General features: G+C 67.4%; 19 protein-coding genes. 10 read left to right on the forward strand and 9 right to left on the reverse strand.

Translation table 11 applies throughout. The features are described from left to right. The first annotated feature begins 3 nt into the window (after window positions 1-3). The 5 genes from QZW52_RS05275 to QZW52_RS05295 all read left to right on the forward strand — a co-directional run bounded on the left by QZW52_RS05275 (window position 4) and on the right by QZW52_RS05295 (window position 4776). Window positions 4-1008 carry a branched-chain amino acid ABC transporter permease gene (locus QZW52_RS05275; RefSeq protein ID WP_293996050.1) on the forward strand — a complete coding sequence of 335 codons (1005 nt, stop codon included), beginning with the start codon at window positions 4-6 and terminating at the stop codon, window positions 1006-1008. After that, window positions 1005-1760 (forward strand): ABC transporter ATP-binding protein, encoded by a 756-nt coding sequence (locus tag QZW52_RS05280; RefSeq protein ID WP_293996052.1) that lies wholly within the window; start codon window positions 1005-1007, stop codon window positions 1758-1760. Before QZW52_RS05275 ends, QZW52_RS05280 begins: the two co-directional genes overlap by 4 nt. 1 nt (window position 1761) lies before the next feature. Then, on the forward strand, window positions 1762-2484 hold the full coding sequence (locus tag QZW52_RS05285; protein ID WP_293996054.1) for an ABC transporter ATP-binding protein: 723 nt from the start codon (window positions 1762-1764) through the stop codon (window positions 2482-2484). Between the two features lie 29 nt (window positions 2485-2513). After that, window positions 2514-4313, forward strand: coding sequence for a feruloyl-CoA synthase (locus tag QZW52_RS05290; RefSeq protein ID WP_293996056.1), 1800 nt, complete (start codon window positions 2514-2516; stop codon window positions 4311-4313). Between the two features lie 112 nt (window positions 4314-4425). Then, complete coding sequence (locus QZW52_RS05295; RefSeq protein WP_293996058.1) at window positions 4426-4776, forward strand: hypothetical protein; 351 nt, start codon at window positions 4426-4428, stop codon at window positions 4774-4776. Here the strand turns inward: QZW52_RS05295 and QZW52_RS05300 are convergent. From QZW52_RS05300 to QZW52_RS05335, 8 genes are all read right to left on the reverse strand, one after another. Then, window positions 4659-5819 carry a GNAT family N-acetyltransferase gene (locus tag QZW52_RS05300; RefSeq protein ID WP_293996060.1) on the reverse strand — a complete coding sequence of 387 codons (1161 nt, stop codon included), beginning with the start codon at window positions 5817-5819 and terminating at the stop codon, window positions 4659-4661. The genes QZW52_RS05295 and QZW52_RS05300 overlap by 118 nt on opposite strands. A 185-nt stretch (window positions 5820-6004) precedes the next feature. Then, on the reverse strand, window positions 6005-6901 hold the full coding sequence (locus QZW52_RS05305) for a DMT family transporter (RefSeq protein WP_293996062.1): 897 nt from the start codon (window positions 6899-6901) through the stop codon (window positions 6005-6007). A gap of 59 nt (window positions 6902-6960) precedes the next feature. Further along, entirely contained in the window at window positions 6961-7242 is a 282-nt protein-coding gene (locus tag QZW52_RS05310) for a sodium-independent anion transporter (protein ID WP_363226178.1), read from the reverse strand. A 24-nt stretch (window positions 7243-7266) separates the two neighbouring features. Further along, window positions 7267-8337: an RNA-guided endonuclease InsQ/TnpB family protein gene (locus tag QZW52_RS05315; protein WP_293996064.1), complete on the reverse strand. Its 1071-nt coding sequence runs from the start codon at window positions 8335-8337 to the stop codon at window positions 7267-7269. 249 nt (window positions 8338-8586) lie between these two features. Beyond that, a complete protein-coding gene (locus QZW52_RS05320; RefSeq protein ID WP_293996066.1) occupies window positions 8587-9093 on the reverse strand; it encodes a GNAT family N-acetyltransferase in 507 nt (168 codons plus the stop codon). Then, window positions 9090-9386: a type II toxin-antitoxin system TacA family antitoxin gene (locus tag QZW52_RS05325; protein WP_293996068.1), complete on the reverse strand. Its 297-nt coding sequence runs from the start codon at window positions 9384-9386 to the stop codon at window positions 9090-9092. Before QZW52_RS05325 ends, QZW52_RS05320 begins: the two co-directional genes overlap by 4 nt. Before the next feature lie 83 nt (window positions 9387-9469). Continuing rightward, on the reverse strand, window positions 9470-10609 hold the full coding sequence (mnmA, locus tag QZW52_RS05330; protein WP_293996070.1) for a tRNA 2-thiouridine(34) synthase MnmA: 1140 nt from the start codon (window positions 10607-10609) through the stop codon (window positions 9470-9472). Continuing rightward, window positions 10606-11094 (reverse strand): NUDIX hydrolase, encoded by a 489-nt coding sequence (locus QZW52_RS05335; protein ID WP_293996072.1) that lies wholly within the window; start codon window positions 11092-11094, stop codon window positions 10606-10608. Before QZW52_RS05335 ends, mnmA begins: the two co-directional genes overlap by 4 nt. Window positions 11095-11208: 114 nt before the next feature. On the opposite strand from QZW52_RS05335, the gene QZW52_RS05340 reads away from it, so the two are divergent. The 5 genes from QZW52_RS05340 to QZW52_RS05360 all read left to right on the forward strand — a co-directional run bounded on the left by QZW52_RS05340 (window position 11209) and on the right by QZW52_RS05360 (window position 16627). Beyond that, on the forward strand, window positions 11209-12339 hold the full coding sequence (locus QZW52_RS05340; protein WP_293996074.1) for a Re/Si-specific NAD(P)(+) transhydrogenase subunit alpha: 1131 nt from the start codon (window positions 11209-11211) through the stop codon (window positions 12337-12339). Between the two features lie 6 nt (window positions 12340-12345). Beyond that, window positions 12346-12678: an NAD(P) transhydrogenase subunit alpha part 2 gene (locus tag QZW52_RS05345; RefSeq protein ID WP_293996076.1), complete on the forward strand. Its 333-nt coding sequence runs from the start codon at window positions 12346-12348 to the stop codon at window positions 12676-12678. Continuing rightward, the gene (locus QZW52_RS05350) at window positions 12675-14102 is read left to right on the forward strand and encodes an NAD(P)(+) transhydrogenase (Re/Si-specific) subunit beta (protein WP_293996078.1); all 1428 of its coding nucleotides are present in this window, start codon (window positions 12675-12677) and stop codon (window positions 14100-14102) included. Before QZW52_RS05345 ends, QZW52_RS05350 begins: the two co-directional genes overlap by 4 nt. 108 nt (window positions 14103-14210) lie before the next feature. Further along, entirely contained in the window at window positions 14211-15884 is a 1674-nt protein-coding gene (locus QZW52_RS05355) for a long-chain-fatty-acid--CoA ligase (protein WP_293996080.1), read from the forward strand. Continuing rightward, window positions 15881-16627: a 5'-methylthioadenosine/adenosylhomocysteine nucleosidase gene (locus tag QZW52_RS05360; protein WP_293996082.1), complete on the forward strand. Its 747-nt coding sequence runs from the start codon at window positions 15881-15883 to the stop codon at window positions 16625-16627. Before QZW52_RS05355 ends, QZW52_RS05360 begins: the two co-directional genes overlap by 4 nt. On the opposite strand, the gene QZW52_RS05365 is transcribed toward QZW52_RS05360, so the two are convergent. Then, window positions 16628-18127: a M20/M25/M40 family metallo-hydrolase gene (locus QZW52_RS05365; RefSeq protein WP_293996084.1), complete on the reverse strand. Its 1500-nt coding sequence runs from the start codon at window positions 18125-18127 to the stop codon at window positions 16628-16630. It abuts the gene before it with no gap. Between the last annotated feature and the right edge of the window lie 61 nt (window positions 18128-18188).

Genomic DNA, 18188 nt, shown 5'->3' on the forward strand with positions numbered 1-18188 from the left:
GCGATGACTTCTCTCAATTCCACCACCAACACCAGCAAATCCTTTTCGTCGCTGTCCGTGGCCGCCTGGGTGATCGCCTTCGCGCTGCTGGCGGTGTTCCCGCTGCTGCCCGAGCCGATCGGCGGCAAGTTCCACACCGAGCTGCTCGCCAAGGTGATGATCATGGCGATCTTCGCGGCGAGCCTGCAACTGCTGGTGGGCTACACCGGGCTGGTGAGCCTCGGCCACGCGGCGTTCTTCGGTTTCGGCGCCTACGCGGTCGCCATGCTCGCGCCGATGTCGGAAGCCGGCAATGGCTGGCTGATGCTGCTGGCGGCGATGGCGGGCGCGGCGCTGCTGGCCCTGGTCATCGGTGCGCTGGTGATGCGCACGCAGGGCATCTACTTCATCATGGTCACGCTGGCCTTCGGGCAACTGGTGTTCTTCGTCTTCCACGACACCAAGCTCGCCGGGGGCAGCGACGGCGCCTACGTCTACTTCAAGCCGGACTTCGCGATCGCGGGCTGGCAGTGGATCGACCTGGAGAAGGCGAACAGCTTCTACTGGTTCGTGCTGGGCGCGCTGGTGCTGGCGCTGGGCAGTCTGGCCTTGCTGCTGCGCTCGCGCTTCGGGCACGCGCTGGTCGGCATCAAGCACAACGAGCAGCGCATGCGGGCCGCGGGTTATTCGACGCTGCTCTACAAGCTCGCGGCCTTTGTCGTCGCCGGGATGCTGGCGGGGCTGGGCGGCTTCCTGTATGCGGCGCAGTACGGTTTCGTGACGCCCGAGATCCTGTCCTGGCACTACAGCGGCAACGCGCTGGTGATGATCATCCTCGGCGGGCTGGGCAGCCTGGGCGGGGCGGTGACGGGGGCGTTCGCGTTCGTGCTGCTGTCGGAGTGGTTCTCGGCGCTGACCAAGCACTGGCAGTTGCTGTTCGGCGGTTTCATCATCATCGCGGTCGCCCTGCTGCCGCAGGGACTGGCCGGGCTGTGGGCACGGCTGCAGCAGCGCAAGGAGGCGGCATGAGCACCACCAGCACCGCATTGTTCGAGGCCCGCAACCTCACCCGCCGCTTCGGCGCGCTGGTGGCTGTGAGCGACGTGTCGGTGGCGCTGCACGAGGGCGAGATCCACGCCGTCATCGGCACCAACGGCGCGGGCAAATCGACGCTGATCAACCTGCTGTCGGGCGAACTGCCCCCCAGCAGCGGCGCCGTCCTGCTCGGCGGAGCGGACGTGACGCGCTGGCCGCAGCCCAAGCTCGCCCACGCCGGCATCGGCCGCAGCTACCAGCGCAACAACATCTTCCTGCCGCTGGCGGTGATGGAGAACTGCCGCCTCGCCGCACAGGCCCGCGTGCAGCGGCCGTGGGCGTGGTGGGAGTCGGCGCAAGCCTGCCGCACCAGCACCGGGCGGGCCAAGGCGGCGATCGAACGCGCAGGACTCGCGGCAGTGGCGCAGCGCACGGCGGCGAGCCTGTCGCACGGCCAGAAGCGCCAGCTCGAAATCGCGATGTGTCTGGCGACCGAACCGCGTGTGCTGCTGCTCGACGAGCCGCTGGCCGGCATGGGGCCGGAGGAGTCGCACCGGATGCTGGACCTGCTGCGCTCGCTGAAGAAGGGCCACGCCATCCTGCTGGTCGAGCACGACATGGACGCCGTGTTCGCCGTGGCCGACCGCATCACCGTGATGGTCAACGGCGCCGTGATCGCCACGGGCACGCCCGACGAGGTCCGCACCAACCGCGACGTGCAAGCCGCCTACCTGGGAGGCCACTGAGATGTCGGCACCATCCACTCCACTGATCATCGACGCGCAGGGCGTGCAAGCCTGGTATGGCAGCAGCCACATCCTGCACGGACTCGATTTCAAGCTCGCCAAGGGCGAAACCGTCGGCCTGCTCGGCCGCAACGGCATGGGCAAATCGACGCTGATCCGCACCCTGCTCGGCCACGTCCGCCAGCGCCAGGGCCGCATCCACGTCGCTGGCAAGGATCTCTCCAAGGGCCTGCCGCACCAGGCCGCACAGCTTGGTGTCGCCTACGTGCCGGAAGGGCGCGGCATCTTCCCGACGCTGACCGTGCGCGAAAACCTCGTCATGGCCGCCCGCGCCGGCACGTCGGGGCAGAAGGACTGGAACTTCGACCGCGTGATGACGACCTTCCCGCGCCTGTCCGAGCGGCTGACCAACCTGGGCAGCCAGCTCTCCGGCGGCGAGCAGCAGATGCTCTCGATCGGCCGGGCGCTGATGACCAACCCCGACGCGGTGATCCTCGACGAAGCCACCGAGGGGCTGGCGCCGCTGATCGTCCAGGAGATCTGGCGCGTCATCGCCGACATCCGCCGCACCGGCATCGCCACGCTGATCGTGGACCGCGACTACCGCAAGGTGTGCGCCGAGTCGGATCGGCTGGTGGTGCTGCAGAAGGGGCGGCTGGTGCTGGAAGGTGCCTCAGAGTCGTTGAGGAACAGCGCGGAGCTGGCCGGGTATCTGGGCGTGTGACCCGGACGGACATTCAAGGAGACAAGACGATGGACCTGACCCTGTTCGGCGACGCGGCCGCGCTCGCCCCGCCGCGTGTCGTGCGCGAAGACCTGCCCGGTGGCGGCTTCATCCTGCGCTCGCCCGAGGCGCTGCAGCCGTTTGCGCGCTGCATCGGTGACTGGCTGGAGCACTGGGCCGCGACGACGCCGGACGCGCTGTTCCTCGCCGAACGCGACCCCGGTGCGGCCGGCGGCTGGCGCCAGCTCACCTACCGCCAGACCCGCGATGCGGTCGGGCGCATCGCGCAGGCGCAGCTTGACCTGAACCTGCCCGCCGACAAGCCGGTGGTGATCCTGTCGGACAACAGCGTGGACCACGCGCTGCTGATCCTGGCGACGATGCACCTCGGCCGCGTCGTCTGCACCGTCTCCAGCGCCTACTGCCGGATGACGAAGGACTTCGCGAAGATCCACGCCATTCTCGACGCGCTTGATCCGGCGCTGGTCTATGCATCCGAACCGGGTGTCTACGGCCCGCACGTGCGCGCCTGGGAACAAGGGCGCAGCGTGCCGGTGGTGTTCAGCCAGAACGCGGCGGCCTTCGACGGCGCGCAATCCTTCGCCGAGCTGCTGGACCGGAATGAATCACCCGCCGTCGTGGCCGCCTTCGCCGCGATCCGCCCGGAGTGGCCGGCCAAGTACCTGCTGACCTCCGGCTCGACCGGCGTGCCCAAGGTCGTCGTCAACAGCCACCGCATGCTCTGCGCCAACCAGCAGCAGATCGCGCAGGCGTGGCCCTTCCTGACGCGCCAGCCGCTGCGCCTGCTCGACTGGCTGCCGTGGAGCCACACCTTCGGCGGCAACCACAACTTCCACATGGTGCTGTCGCATGGGGGCAGCCTGTTCGTCGATGAAGGCCGCCCGGCGCCGGGGCTGATCGAGAAGACGGTGGCGAACCTGCGCGAGGTGCGGCCGAATTTCCACTTCAACGTGCCGCGTGGCTTCGACATGCTGCTGCCCTACCTGGAGGCGGACGAGGCGCTGGCGCGGGACGTGCTCGGCGGGCTGGAAGGCGTGTTCTACGCGGGTGCCGCATTGCCACAGAGTCTGTGGTCGCGGCTCGAAGCGGTGGTGGCCCAGGTGCGTGACCGGCCGCTGTGGTTCACGTCGTCGTGGGGCGCAACCGAGACGGCGCCGGCCGTGACGAGCGTGCATTGGCGCATCGACCGCGCCGGCTGCATCGGGCTGCCCTTGCCGGGCATCGACCTGAAGCTGATCCCGAACGGCGGCAAGCTGGAGATCCGCGTGCGCGGGCCAAGCGTGTTTTCCGAATACCGCCACGCACCCGAGGTCACGGCCAAGGCGTTCGACGAGGACGGCTATTACTGCATCGGCGACGCCGCCAAGCTGGTGGATGACACCCGCCCCGAGCGCGGCGTCGTCTTCGACGGGCGCGTGGCCGAGGACTTCAAGCTGCTCAGCGGCACCTGGGTCAGCGTCGGCACGCTGCGCATCCGCGCCGTCACCGCGCTGGCGCCGCACGCGGCCGATGTCGTCATCACCGGCCACGAGCGCGAGGAGATCGGCCTGCTGGTCTTCCCGACGCCGCAGGCCAAGGCGCTGCCCCGTGCAGAACTGGAAGTACACCTGCGCGCCGGCCTGAAGGCGATGAAGGCAGAGGGCGGTGGTTCATCCCAGACACCGGTGTGTGCCTTGGTGCTTGACGAGCCGCCCAGCGTGGACGCGGGCGAGATCACCGACAAAGGCTATCTGAACCAGCGGGCGGTGCTGACACGACGGGCAGACGCCGTCGCCGCATTGCATGGTCCGCAGGGGTTGCGCGCCTGAAACGCCTGAAACGCCAAAAGCCGCAACCTGCCCGATTTCACCCCCGCGCTTGCAGGGCGCGCACAGCGGGTGATAGGTACCAACAAGAACCAAACGTGTCTAGCATGGATCCATGCAACACTTTCTGGTCATCTTGTTGGGTCTGCACATCGGCATCGGACTGCTGCTGCTGCAGATCGGCCCGCTCAGTCGCCTGATGGAGGAAACCCGGCACGATGGGTGGCAATCGCGGCTGATCCTGGCGATCTTGCTGCTGCTGCTGTGGCCCTGCCTGTGGCCCACCGCGGTCTACCGCCCGCAGTTCAGCAGCAGCGCGCTGACTTTCGGACTGAACAGCCAACTGGATCAGAGCGACACGGACATCTGGTCGCCGTCGAGCGATGTCTTGGCCAGTGCTGGCTGGCCAGCCGGCACTGGCACTGGCACTGGCGCGGGCACTGGCGCCGTCGGCCGGCTGCGGTAGTCGCGCCACTGCCGACGCAGCTCGGTGCTCAGGAACAGCGCCCGCGCGGCCAGTGTGGGCGCATACAGGCGCAGCGACTCGTGCGGGCGGCACTGCCGGCTCCACTGCAGCTTGTAATCCTCGTCCAGCCCGATGAAATCGAACTCGCGCACCCCTTGCGCGAAGTAGCGTTCCAGCCGCGCCACCAGCAGCATCACGCCCGGACGGCGCACCGTGTAAGCCGGGTCGAAGCTGGTCTTGAGTCCGTAGACGCGATCGCCTTGCAGCAGGTCCATGCTGTGGGCGGTCGGCACACCGTCGATGAAGAGCACGGCAGCCAGCACCCGGCCGAGTTCGGCATAACGGGTCAGCAGCGTGTCGTACAGCCGGGTTTCCCACTCCCGCGCGGCCAGCGAGGAGCCGGTGCGCCCCTTCCAGCTCTTGCTTTCGACGGTGAGCGCCTGTTCCAGATACGCCGCCACCTCGTGCGGTCGGGTGTAGTAGCGCACCTCGATGCCCGGATCGTTCAGCACATCCCGGCGCCGTGCGCGCATGTTGCTGCGGAAATTGCGGGTCTTGGTGGCGAGGAAATCGTCCAGGGTGCCGGGGCTGACGATGTAGGGCGAGCGGCCCTTGGTGATGCGCTCCAGACGGCAGTCGGAGTGTTGCGCGGCGCGCAGCCAGGCGGTGTGCAAGGGGGTGCCGACTTCCAGCAGATCCACGTCCAGCCAGCTCCACGCGCCCTGCCTCTTTTGCAGCGCCTGCAGCGTCTGGCGCACCGCCACACCCGTGTCCATCGCCGTCAGCAGCCCGCCATGCAAACAGAAAATGTTCGACAGCGCACCGACCTTCTGCCAGGTCATGCCCATGCGGCGGTGCGTGGCGAAGCGCAGCGGCCAGACCAGCGACAGCTCGCCACCGTCGGTCGTGGCAAACGCCACCTGCAGCTCGGCCGTGTCGATCTGGTGGCCATGCAGCAGGCTGAGCGCCCAGATCGGACTCAGATCCGGTGCAGCGTCCATGGCCGTCCACAGCCGCAGCCAACCCGCCTCATGCCGGTGCATGAAAGTCGCCCAAGGCAGGAAGCCCACTTCTGCTGACATCGCCATACCACGCGCACCCTTGAATAAAAATGCTGATTCGAGGGGGAGTCTAGGGCACTGATTTGCAAATCGCAGACTAGAAATGCACCTTTTGTGTCTGGTGATACAAAAATGTACCAACAAGTACCGCTCTGACAGTGCTGGTGTCAGGACCGTACGGTGACGGCATCCAGTCGTGGGCGGTGGGCCAGCCAGGTACCAAGCACGCCGCACGCAGTGATGACCGTGACACCGCCGAGCGTGGCTGCGTCCGGTGCGTGGCCGAACCAGAGCCAGCCGACCAGCGTGGCGAAGACGATCTGGAAGTACAGGAACGGCGTCAGCGTGGCGGCCCCGGCGCGCATGTAGCCGAGGATCAGCAGGAAGTGGCCCGAGGTGCTCAGCGCGCCCAGCAGCACGAGCAACGCCCAGCCGGCCGGCGTCAGCGTCTGCCAGCTCCACGGCAACAGCACGCTGGTGAGCACGGCGCCGGTCAGGCCGGTGTAGAACTGGGTTGTCGCGGGGTCTTCGGTGCGCGCCAGGCGGCTGGTGATGAGCTGGAACACGGCGTTCGACAGCACCAGCCCGACCGGCAGCAATGCCGCCCAGCCGAGGTCATGCGCCTCGCCCTTGGGCCGGATCACGACCAGCGCGCCGACCATCCCGCCCGCCAGCAGCAGCCAGCGTACCAGCGGCACGCGCTCGCCCAGCGTCAAGGTGGCCAGCAGCGTGATCAGCAGCGGGGTGAGCATCACGATGGCGGTGAACTCGCCGACCGGCATCACCTGCAGGCTGAAGAAGGCCAGCACGCTCAGCGACAGCAGGCTCAGGCCGCGCAGCAGTTGCAGGCCCGGCCGACGGGTCTTCAGCAGTGCGGTGCCCCGACGCGGCAGCATGGTCAGCGCGGTGAACCCGACCTGGAACAGGTAGCGCGTCCAGACCACCAGCCCGACCGAAGCGATCGCGCTGGCGGTCTTCACACCCGCGTCGAAGCAGGCGAACAGGGCGACGGCGGCGATGACGAACAGGATGCCGTGGAGAGGACGGGGAGCAGCGGTGGACATGGCAGGAGACAGCAGCGGGCGACGGCGCGACTGTACTTCAACTCATGGAAAACCCTAGGTCAAATCACCACACCGGGATCATCGGTCTGGCATTCCCGGAACACCCGCACCGCACACCGCGCGCACACCGCCCGGTCCAACCGCGAATAGATCGCCGCGATCGCCTGCTGCTTGTCGGGAAACACATGGTCCCGCCCCAGCCGATCGAGAAAGCCGGTGCGGGTCCAGATCTGGATCACCTGCGGGCGGGGGCGGTGGAAATACAGGTCGCCGCCCATGGCGCGGCGCTCGCGCAGTTCGGTGTCCCAGACCTCGACGCCCGCCAGGTCGAGGAAATTCATGCTCTTGTTGACATCCTCCCCGCCCTAAAGGACGGGGATTCCTCCTGCGAGACGCGCATGTCCGCGCGCGGCGATGTTCCTGGCTGCATTCACGTCGCGGTGGTGTTCCGCGCCGCAATCGCAGCATGTCCATCGCCTCATTCGCAGACCTGTCCTGCCTTTCGGACTGCTGGCGGGTATGCCCCCGCAGCGCGAACAGGTCTGGGTTGTATAGGCTTCATTCACCTCCTCGAACACGATGCCGGCCTGATGGCTCTTGTATTCCAGCATCGTCTTCATCATCGACCACCCGGCGTCCAGCGTGGATTTCGCCATCCGAGTCTTCACCATCGCGCCGGCCTGCACGTTCCCGACGAAGATCGCCGCGTTGCGCTCGACCAGCCCGGTGCTGAACTTGTGCATCGCGTCCTTGCGCGTGTTGGCGATCTTCGCGTGGATCGCACGCACCCGGTCCTTCTTCCCGGCTCGCTGGGCGATCCCCAGCGCGCCCTCATGCTTGCGGTACAGGCCGGACGCCAGCTCTTCGCCGTCCGAGCACGTCGCTGCAGTCTTCAGGCCGAGGTCGATACCGATCAGCCCAGTGCCAGCCGACTTCAGCACGTCCACCTTGACGCACACGTTCAGGTACCACCGGCCGCGCGCGTCCTGCGAGAACGAGCCAGCGCGCAGATCGAACCGGCTCAGCCCGTAGCTGTCCCACAGACTGAACCTGTGCCCGAGAAAAGCGATCTGCCCGGCCTTGTACTTCGCGCCGCCCGCCTTGAACGGCACCCAGCCCAGCGAATGCTTCGCCGCCTTCGCGTTCGACACGCGCCAATTGAGCCGGGCTTTCTTGAACTGCTTGCGCCGGGTGGCGTATTCCTCGCACACCAGTTGCACCGTGGCGCTACCGATCCGCACGCCCTCGCACTTCGAGTACCCCGCCGTGAGCTTCTGCAGGTCGAACCCGCTCAGCCACTTTCCGCGCTCGCGGATCGCCCGCGAACTGGTCTCGTTACAGTAGTTCCACACCTGATTGACCTCGCGCGCCATCAAGGACAGCACGCCCGCGTGCTTGTCCTTGATGCGCAGCTTGAGGGTCTTCACGGCTTCCATCCGACAACTGTATTTCCATACATGTCGGTTGACAAGCCGGAACGGCTTGAACGCTCGACCCCGGGCTGAACTCCGGGGCTTGTCGCTTCGTCCGGGTCAACAATGCCACAGAAAACTCAACCACCAAGCCAATGGCTCGCTGCGCAAGCCTGCGCTCTGCCTCCCCGCCCTGAAGGACGGGGCTTCTCGCGCCTTCTGATAACGGAACGACAAGTTCAAGCGAAATCAGCTCACCCGACAGAACGCCCGTCAATTCGAGGCCGTCACATAGCACGCGAGGTCTTTGATGAGCAAGAACAGGTGCAGCGGGTCCGTGGGCGAGGGGATGAAGTCAAAACGGCGATAAAACGCAGCAGCGGTTTCGTCCTTCGCATGCACCGCCAAGGCACGAATGCCGGCAATGTCCGCCGCGTGGACCGTGCGGCGCATGGCGTCTTTCAACAGCCCGGCACCCAGACCTTGCCCCTGCCACGCACGATGAATGGCCAACCGCGCAATCAGCAGCAAGGGAATGGGATGGCGCGCAAGGCCCTTGGCCAATCGCTCGTGGGCGTCCTCGTAGGCGACCTGCCCGACCACCAAGGTGAAGAATCCCACCACGACGTCATCCGCCAGCGCCACATAGGTTTGCGAAGCGTTGGCCTGCTGGCTGCCCCACGCAAAGCGGGCCAGAAAGCGATCGAGGGCCGGTTCTCCACAGTCAAAGGTATCCACCGCGTGGTACCGCGACAGCTTCTCGATGCGAAAGGTGGTCACTTCTGCAGCGGCACTTCAAACGGGCTGGGCTTGGCGAACAGGGCTTGCACCGCAGGCAGTTCTCGCGGTCCAGACTCCAGCGCGCCGAGAAACTCCGCCCACTTCACAGCGTCCAGCCCGAAGTGCTGGCGCTGCGCCAGCATCTCCTGCGCGCGTGACAGCGCACTGTCCAGCACGAATTCGCTGACGGAGCGGTGGTCCGCCAGCGCCGCGGCCACCAAGGCTTGCTTGGCGGCCGGTGTGAGCCGGAGGTCCAGCTTTTCGGTTCGGTTGGTTCGGTTCACCGTGGTCATGGCGTGGACTCCTGCTTCCTGACTATGCCACCAGACGGTAGCACAGCCGCCAGACAATGTCATGACAAAATCCCGTGCCCTGTTCAAGCCTCCACCGCCGCGATCACCCCACCCCCCAGGCAAATCTCCCCGTCATAGACCACCGCCGACTGCCCCGGCGTGACGGCCCACTGCGCATCGTGGAAGTGCAACCCGAACTCCCCCGCCACCGCCCCTGGCCCGGTCAGCAGACACGCCGCGTCCGCCTGCCGATACCGCGTCTTCGCGGCCAGCGCCCCGCCCGCTGGCGGCTCACCCGCCACCCAGCTCGCATCCGCCGCCAGCAGGTGCCGCGACTTGAGCCACGGGTGCTCATGCCCCTGCACGATGTAGAGCGTGTTGCATTCGATGTCCTTGCGGGCGACGAACCATGGCTCGTGCTCGCCGCCGCCCCGCGCCGCGCCCTTCTCCTTCACGCCGCCGACGCCGATGCCCTTGCGCTGCCCCAGCGTGTAGAAGCTCAGCCCCACATGCTCGCCGAGCAGGCGCCCCCGGTCGTCGCGGATCGACCCTGGCTCCTTGCTCAGATACCGGTTCAGAAAATCGCGGAACGGCCGCTCGCCGATGAAGCAGATCCCGGTCGAATCCTTCTTCTTCGCGTTCGGCAGGTGGATCTCCGCGGCGATCCGGCGCACCTCGGTCTTGTGGATCTCGCCGACCGGGAACATCGTCTTCGAGAGCTGCGCCTGGTTCAGCCGGTGCAGGAAGTAGCTCTGGTCCTTGCTCGGATCGAGTCCCTTGAGCAGCTCGAAGCGGCCGGTCGTGCCGTTCTGGCGCACACGGGTGTAATGGCCCGTGGCGATCTTGTCGGCCCCCAGGCGCATCGCGTGGTCCAGGAACGCCTTGAACTTGATCTCGGCGTTGCAGAGCACGTCCGGATTCGGCGTGCGGCCGGCCGCGTATTCGCGCAGGAACTCGGCGAAGACGCGGTCCTTGTAGTCAGCAGCGAAGTTGACGTGCTCGATCTCGATGCCGAGCACGTCGGCCACCGAGGCGGCGTCGAGGAAGTCCTGCCGCGTGGAGCAGAACTCGCTGTCGTCGTCGTCCTCCCAGTTCTTCATGAAGATGCCGATGACCTCGTGCCCCTGCTCTTTCAGCAACCACGCGCTGACGGCCGAATCCACGCCGCCGCTGAGGCCGACGACGATGCGTTGCTTCTTTGCTGACTTCGCGGACGCCGTCATGGCTGCGGCCCGATGCGGTCCTCGCACCAGATGGTGTCGAGTGGCTGGCGACGGCCGGCGAGGTGGTCTTCCATGCAGCGCAGCACCATCGGCGAGCGGTGGCGGGCAACGCTGGCACGGATCTCGTCCGGCGTCATCCACACGGTGCGGACGATGCCGGCGTCGAGCGTGGCGCCAGGGATCGGCTCGCCGACCTGCCCGCGGTAGGCGAAGCGCAGGTAGGTGATGTCCTCGGCCGGATCGGCTTCGCGGTGCATCCGCGCGAGGTAGACGCCCAGCAACGCATCGGGCGTGAAGTGGCGGCCGGTCTCCTCCAGCGCCTCGCGCACGACGCCTTGCAGCATCGACTCGCCCGGCTCCAGGTGGCCGGCGGGGTTGTTCAGGCGCAGGCCGTCGGGCGTTTCTTCCTCGACCAGCAGGAAGCGGCCCTCCTGCTCGATGAGGGCCGCGACCGTGACACTGGGTTTCCAACGGTGTGTACTCATGTCGCGATCGTACCGGCTTGGAGATGTCCGATGACCGAGCAGTGAGGGATGTCACGGGGGTGGGCGAATCGCGCAATCTGTATAAGCTCATTCACCCACAACGAGGAGGGTCCGATGCTGGTTGGAGTGCCCAAAGAAACGGCCACCGGGGAAACCCGTGTCGCCGTGACGCCCGAGACGGCGAAGAAGCTCAAGGCGCAGGGTCACACCGTGCGCCTCGAATCCGGCGCGGGCCTGCGCGCCAGCGCGACCGACGAAGCCTATGTCGCAGCAGGCGCCGAGATCACCGACGCGGCGGGCGCGCTGGGCTGCGATCTGGTGCTGAAGGTGCGCTCGCCCTCCACGGACGAACTGACGCACATGAAACCCGGCACTGCGCTGGTCGGCATGCTCGACCCGTTCCACCGCGACGGCCTGCAGCAGCTCGCCGGCGCCGGTCTGACCAGCTTCGCGCTGGAAGCCGCGCCGCGCACCACGCGGGCACAGAGCATGGACGTGCTCAGCAGCCAAGCCAACATCGCCGGCTACAAGGCGGTGATCATGGCCGCCGACCGCTACCAGAAGTTCTTCCCGATGCTGATGACGGCGGCCGGCACGGTGAAGGCCGCCCGTGTCGTGGTCCTGGGCGTCGGCGTGGCCGGCCTGCAGGCGATCGCGACAGCCAAGCGGCTCGGCGCGGTGATCGAGGCGTCGGACGTGCGGCCCTCGGTGAAGGAGCAAATCGAGTCGCTGGGCGGCAAGTTCATCGACGTGCCGTATGAAACCGCCGAGGAGAAGGAAGCGGCGGAAGGCGTCGGCGGCTACGCCCGGCCGATGCCGCCGAGCTGGCTGGCGCGGCAGCAGGTCGAGGTCGCCAAGCGTGTGGCACAGGCCGACATCGTCATCTCCACGGCGCTGATCCCCGGCCGCGCCGCGCCGACGCTGATCACCGCCGAGATGGTCAAGGCGATGAAACCCGGCTCGGTGATCGTGGACATCGCCGCTGGCCGCGGCCCGAACGGCGGCGGCAACTGCCCGCTGACCGTCGCCGGCGAGACGGTGCAGGTCCACGGCGTGTCGATCATCGGCGAGACGAATCTGCCCGCGCTGCTGGCGGCGGATGCGTCGGCGCTGTATGCGCGCAACGTGCTCGACTTCCTCAAGCTGGTGCTGCCCAAGGATGCCACCGCCATCAACGTGCCGATGGACGACGACATCGTCGCGGCCTGCCTCATGACCCGTGACGGTCAAGTCACCCGGAGCTGAAACACCATGGATGCGGTTTCCCCCACGATCATCAACCTGATCATCTTCGTGCTGGCGATCTACGTCGGCTACCACGTCGTCTGGACCGTCACGCCCGCGCTGCACACGCCGCTGATGGCGGTGACCAACGCGATCTCGGCCATCGTCATCGTTGGCGCGATGCTGGCGGCGGCGCTGACTGAAACCGGGCTGGGCAAGACCATGGGCACGCTGGCGGTGGCCCTCGCTGCGGTGAACGTCTTCGGCGGCTTCCTGGTCACGCGCCGGATGCTGGAGATGTTCCGCAAGAAGGACAAGAAGCCCGCAGCCGGTGCGGCGGCCAAGGGAGAGCACGCATGAGCCTCAACCTCGTCACCCTGCTCTACCTCGTCGCGAGCATCTGCTTCATCCAGGCGCTCAAGGGCCTGAGCCACCCGACCACGTCCATCCGCGGCAACCTGTTCGGCATGGTCGGCATGGCGATCGCCGTGCTGACCACCGCGGCGCTGATCGTCAAGCTGTCCTCCGGCTCGGCGCAAGGCATGGTCTACGTGTTCGGTGCGCTGGTCGTCGGCGGCGGCGCGGGCGCCTACATGGCCAACAAGGTCGAGATGACCAAGATGCCGGAGCTGGTCGCGTTCATGCACAGCATGATCGGCCTGGCGGCGGTGTTCATCGCCATCGCGGCGGTCGCGGAACCCCACGCCTTCGGCATCGCCGCCAAGGGCGTGGAGATCCCCGGCGGCAACCGGATCGAACTCGCGCTCGGCGCCTTCATCGGCGCGGTCACGTTCAGCGGCTCGGTCATCGCCTTCGGCAAGCTCAGCGGCAAGTACAAGTTCCGGCTGTTCCAGGGCGCCCCGGTCTCCTTCCCCGGCCAGCACAAGCTGAACGCGGCGCTTGGTCTCGCGTCACTGTTCTTCATGTTCGGCTTCTGGCACTCGCAAAGCGCGTTCGACTTCGCGATGATCTGCGCCCTCGGTTTCGTCATGGGCGTGCTGATCATCATCCCGATCGGCGGCGCGGACATGCCGGTGGTCGTGTCGATGCTCAACAGCTACTCGGGCTGGGCGGCGGCCGGCATCGGCTTTTCGCTGAACAACGCAATGCTGATCATCGCCGGCTCGCTGGTGGGGAGTTCGGGCGCGATCCTGAGCTACATCATGTGCAAGGCGATGAACCGCTCGTTCTTCAACGTGATCGGTGGTGGCTTCGGCGGTGACGCGGCGGCAGCAACGGCGGGCGGCAAGGCGGAAGCCCGGCCGGTCAAGAGCGGCTCGGCCGACGACGCCGCCTTCATCCTCGGCAACGCGGAAACCGTGGTCATCGTGCCCGGCTACGGTCTGGCCGTGGCACGCGCCCAGCACGCGGTGAAGGAACTCGCCCACAAGCTCACCGCCAAGGGCATCACCGTCAAGTACGCCATCCACCCGGTCGCCGGCCGGATGCCGGGCCACATGAACGTGCTGCTGGCCGAGGCCGAGGTGCCTTACGACCAGGTGTTCGAGATGGAGGACATCAACGGCGAGTTCGGGCAGGTGGACGTGGCGATCATCCTCGGCGCCAACGACGTGGTGAACCCGGCCGCGCTGCAGAAAGGCTCGTCGATCTACGGCATGCCGATCCTGGAGGCGTACAAGGCCAAGACGGTCATCGTCAACAAGCGGTCGATGGCGGCGGGGTATGCCGGCCTCGACAACGAGTTGTTCTACATGGACAAGACGATGATGGTGTTCGGGGACGCCAAGAAGGTCGTCGAGGACATGGTGAAGGCAATCGAATGATCATGTTCGATTGAGATCACCCGCCCTCGGAGAGTGCGCGGGGTATATCCCCTGATGACCGCTCCGAGGGTGTCCGCCAGAATAGTCTCCGGATATTGGAGACCCTGAATGGAGAAAATCTGGCTGAAGCACTACCCCGCTGGCGTGCCGGCGGAGGTCGATGTGGCCGGCTACCCCTCGCTGGTGGCCTTGCTGCAGGAGAGCTTCACGCGCTACCGCGAGCGGTCGGCGTACCGCTACATGGGGCAATCGATCCGCTATGGGCAGGTCGATGCCCTGTCGCAAGCCTTCGCGGCGTGGCTGCAAGGCCAAGGGCTGGAGCGCGGCGATCGGGTGGCGGTCATGCTGCCGAACGTGCCGCAGTACCCCGTGGCAGTCGCGGCGATCCTGCGTGCCGGGTTTGTCGTGGTGAACGTCAACCCGCTCTACACCCCGCGTGAACTCGAACACCAGCTCAAGGACTCCGGCGCCAAAGTGCTGATCATCCTGGAGAACTTCGCCCACACGCTGCAGCAGGTGCGGGCGAACGTGCCGGTGAAGTCTGTCGTGCTGGCCTCGATGGGCGAGCTGCTGAGTTTCCCGAAGAGCACGCTCGTCGATTTCGTCGTGCGCAAGGTGAAGAAGCTGGTGCCGGCCTACGAACTGCCCGGTGCTGTGCGCTTCAAGGATGCTGTGGCGCGTGGCCGTTCGATGACGCTCAAGCCCGCCACCGTCGGCCCGGACGACATCGCCGTGCTGCAGTACACCGGCGGCACGACGGGGGTGAGCAAGGGCGCCGTGCTGCTGCACCGCAACCTCGTCGCCAACGTGCTGCAGTGCGATGCGTGGTACCAGCCCGCGCTCAAGAAGCTGGCCGCGGGCGAGCAACTGGTGCAGGTTTGTGCGCTGCCGATTTACCACATCTTCGGCTTCAACTCGAACATGATGCTGGGCATGCGGGTGGGCGCCTGCAACGTGCTGATCCCCAATCCGCGTGACCTGCCAGGAATGCTCAAGGAGCTGTCCGGGATCAAGTTCCACACCTTCCCGGCCGTCAACACGCTGTTCAATGGGCTGGCGAACCACCCGGATTTCAACCTCGTGGACTGGCGCCACCTGCTGATCTCGGTCGGCGGCGGCATGGCGGTACAGCAGGCCACTGCCAAACTCTGGCTGGAGAAGACCGGCTGCGGCATCTGCGAGGGCTACGGGCTGTCGGAGACCTCGCCGACCGTGACCTGCAACCCGACCGACAGCAACGCCTTCACCGGCACCATCGGGCTGCCGGTGCCGAACACCGAGATGCGCCTGCTCGACGACGACGGCCGCGAAGTCCCGTCGGGCACACCGGGCGAGATCGCGGTGCGTGGTCCGCAGGTGATGGCCGGCTACTGGCAGCGCCCGGACGAAACCGCCAAGGTGATGACCGCGGACGGTTTCTTCCGCACTGGCGACATCGGCACGGTGGACGAGCGCGGCTACTTCCGCATCGTGGACCGCAAGAAGGACATGATCCTGGTGTCGGGCTTCAACGTGTACCCGAACGAGATCGAGGATGTGCTGACGCAGATGCCGGGCGTGCTCGAATGTGCGTCAGTGGGGGTGCCGGACGCGAAGACGGGCGAGGCGGTCAAGGTGGTGATCGTGCGCAAGAACCCGGCGCTGACCGAGCTGGACGTGCGCGCCTACTGCGAGCAGAACCTGACCGGCTACAAGCGGCCCAAGGTGATCGAGTTCCGCACCGAGCTGCCCAAGACGCCGGTCGGCAAGGTGCTGCGGCGCGAGCTGCGCGGCAAGGCGTGAGCGCAGCGGAGAAGACGGTCGTTGTGCGCCCGGTCGCCATCGTCAGCGCGATGGCCGAGGAGCTGGCCGCCCTGCTCGCCGAAGCGCGGGAGGTCACGGTGCAGACCCACGCCGGCCGGCGTTTCCACGTCGGCACGCTGCACGGGGTGCCGGTCGTGCTCGTGCTCTGCGGCATCGGCAAGGTGGCGGCGGCGATGACCACGACGCTGCTGGCCGAGCGGTTCGCGCCGCAGTGCCTGGTGTTCACGGGCGTGGCGGGCGGGCTGGGCGACGGGGTGCGGGTGGGCGACGTGGTGGTGGCGGCGTCGCTGCTGCAGCACGACATGGACGCCTCGCCGCTGTTCCCGCGCTTCGAGGTGCCGCTGACCGGGCGGTCACGCTTCGAGGCTGATCCAGGACTCGCCACCGCGCTGGTGGACGCAGCGCAGGCGCTCGGCGCCACCGCCCCCACGCTGCACCGCGGCCTCGTCATCAGCGGCGACCGCTTCGTCAGCGCGGCGGCGGAGTGTGCCGCGCTGCGCCAGGTGCTGCCGGACGCGCTGGCGGTGGAGATGGAAGGCGCGGCGGTGGCGCAGGTCTGCCACGACCTCGGCCTGCCGTTTGCCGTGCTGCGCACCATCTCCGACCGCGCCGACGACAGCGCGCACGTCGATTTCACGCAGTTCATCCAGGTGGCGGCGCAGGCCAGCGCGGCGATCGTCGGGCGCTGGCTGCAGACCGCCACAGCGGTCGATCACGGGTGATCAGGGGTGATCGGCGATGACCTGCGCCACCGCCGCGGTGAGGCGGCGGGCATAGGGCACGTCGAGGAACTCGTTCGGCCCGTGGGCGTTGCTCTTCGGGCCGAGCACGCCGCAGACCATCATCTGTGCTTGCGGAAAACCGGCCTGCAGGAGGTTCATCAGCGGGATCGTGCCGCCCTGGCCGATGTAGCCGACCGGGGCGCCGAACTGCGCCTGTGACGCCGCGTTCAGCGACGTTTCCAGCCACGGCGCGAGCGTCGGCGCATCCCAGCCGCTCGCGCCCCACGCCCCGGCGCGGCCGTCCGGGTGAAAGGTGACGCGGGCGTTGTAGGGCGCGTCGAGTTCGAGCAGGCGCTGGAGATCCTCGGCCGCCTGGTTCGCGTCCACCGTGGGCGGCAGGCGCAGGCTGAGCTTGAACGCGGTGTGCGGGCGCAGCACGTTGCCGGCGTTGCCCAGCGGCTGCATCCCGTCCACGCCCGTCACCGACAGCATCGGCCGCCACGTCCGGTTGAGCAGCGCCTCGGTCGGGTCGGCGCTCATCGGCAGCACGGGCGTGCCATCCGCGCCGCAGGCCCAGGGCTGGCGCTTCCACACCTCGTCGCCGAGCACGGCGGCGGTGGCCCGCGCCTGCGCCAGTCGGTTGGCGGGCACCTCGACGTGGAACTGCCGCGGCAGCAGCCGGCCGGTGGCGCTGTCCTCCAGCCGGTCGAGCACATGCCGCAGGATGCGAAAACTCGACGGCACCACGCCGCTGGCATCACCCGAATGCACGCCTTCGTCGAGCACCTCGACCTTGAGCGCGCCGCTGACCAGCCCGCGCAGCGAAGTCGTCAGCCAGAGCTGTTCGTAGTTGCCGGCGCCCGAGTCCAGACACACCACCAGGCTCACCGCGCCGAGCCGCTCGCGCAGCGCGTCCAGGTACGCCGGCAGGTCGCCCGAGCCGCTTTCCTCGTCGGTCTCGATCAGGCCGACGATGCGCGGGTGCGGGATGTTATGGGCCTTCAGCGCCTCGATGGCGGCGATGGCGGCGTAGACCGCGTAACCGTCGTCCGCACCGCCGCGCCCGTACAGGCGGCCATCGACCAGCTTCGGCGTCCACGGCCCGAGGTCGCCGCGCCAGCCGGTGAACTCGGGCTGCTTGTCGAGGTGGCCGTACATCAGCACGGTCGGCGTCTGCGCCACGCCCACCGCGGATTCGGGTCGGGTCGCGGCGACCTCGAACAGCAGCACCGGCGTGCGCGGCCGGCCCGCCTCGTCGGTGAGCCGCACGATCTCCAGCGCCAGCCCCGGCACGCGCCGCCCCGCCACCCAGTCCGCCGCCCGGCGCACCACCGTGTCGAGGTGGCCGTGCGCGACCCAGTCGGCGTCGAACATCGGGCTCTTGGCCGGAATCGCGATGTAGTCGTGCAGCTCGCGCACGATCTCGCGGTTCCAGGTGGCATCGACATGGCGGCCGAGGGCGGCAGCGTCCGGGCGGGGGAGGCGGTCGGGTGCGTTCATGGACCGAGTGTAGGGAGGCTGGCCACTGGTACCGCACAGTGTGAAACAATAAGTAAACAAG

This window comes from Sphaerotilus sp., assembly GCF_013299175.1.
In the GTDB taxonomy this organism is placed as follows: domain Bacteria; phylum Pseudomonadota; class Gammaproteobacteria; order Burkholderiales; family Burkholderiaceae_C; genus Sphaerotilus.

Bases quoted from the DNA above. Each gene is read 5' to 3' on its own strand.
- QZW52_RS05275 (WP_293996050.1), top strand. From the start codon at position 4: ATGACTTCTCTCAATTCCACCACCAACACCAGCAAATCCTTTTCGTCG.
- QZW52_RS05280 (WP_293996052.1), top strand. From the start codon at position 1,005: ATGAGCACCACCAGCACCGCATTGTTCGAGGCCCGCAACCTCACCCGC.
- QZW52_RS05285 (WP_293996054.1), top strand. From the start codon at position 1,762: ATGTCGGCACCATCCACTCCACTGATCATCGACGCGCAGGGCGTGCAA.
- QZW52_RS05290 (WP_293996056.1), top strand. From the start codon at position 2,514: ATGGACCTGACCCTGTTCGGCGACGCGGCCGCGCTCGCCCCGCCGCGT.
- QZW52_RS05295 (WP_293996058.1), top strand. From the start codon at position 4,426: ATGCAACACTTTCTGGTCATCTTGTTGGGTCTGCACATCGGCATCGGA.
- QZW52_RS05300 (WP_293996060.1), bottom strand. From the start codon at position 5,819: ATGCACCGGCATGAGGCGGGTTGGCTGCGGCTGTGGACGGCCATGGAC.
- QZW52_RS05305 (WP_293996062.1), bottom strand. From the start codon at position 6,901: ATGTCCACCGCTGCTCCCCGTCCTCTCCACGGCATCCTGTTCGTCATC.
- QZW52_RS05310 (WP_363226178.1), bottom strand. From the start codon at position 7,242: ATGAATTTCCTCGACCTGGCGGGCGTCGAGGTCTGGGACACCGAACTG.
- QZW52_RS05315 (WP_293996064.1), bottom strand. From the start codon at position 8,337: ATGGAAGCCGTGAAGACCCTCAAGCTGCGCATCAAGGACAAGCACGCG.
- QZW52_RS05325 (WP_293996068.1), bottom strand. From the start codon at position 9,386: ATGACCACGGTGAACCGAACCAACCGAACCGAAAAGCTGGACCTCCGG.
- mnmA (WP_293996070.1), bottom strand. From the start codon at position 10,609: ATGACGGCGTCCGCGAAGTCAGCAAAGAAGCAACGCATCGTCGTCGGC.
- QZW52_RS05335 (WP_293996072.1), bottom strand. From the start codon at position 11,094: ATGAGTACACACCGTTGGAAACCCAGTGTCACGGTCGCGGCCCTCATC.
- QZW52_RS05340 (WP_293996074.1), top strand. From the start codon at position 11,209: ATGCTGGTTGGAGTGCCCAAAGAAACGGCCACCGGGGAAACCCGTGTC.
- QZW52_RS05345 (WP_293996076.1), top strand. From the start codon at position 12,346: ATGGATGCGGTTTCCCCCACGATCATCAACCTGATCATCTTCGTGCTG.
- QZW52_RS05350 (WP_293996078.1), top strand. From the start codon at position 12,675: ATGAGCCTCAACCTCGTCACCCTGCTCTACCTCGTCGCGAGCATCTGC.
- QZW52_RS05355 (WP_293996080.1), top strand. From the start codon at position 14,211: ATGGAGAAAATCTGGCTGAAGCACTACCCCGCTGGCGTGCCGGCGGAG.
- QZW52_RS05365 (WP_293996084.1), bottom strand. From the start codon at position 18,127: ATGAACGCACCCGACCGCCTCCCCCGCCCGGACGCTGCCGCCCTCGGC.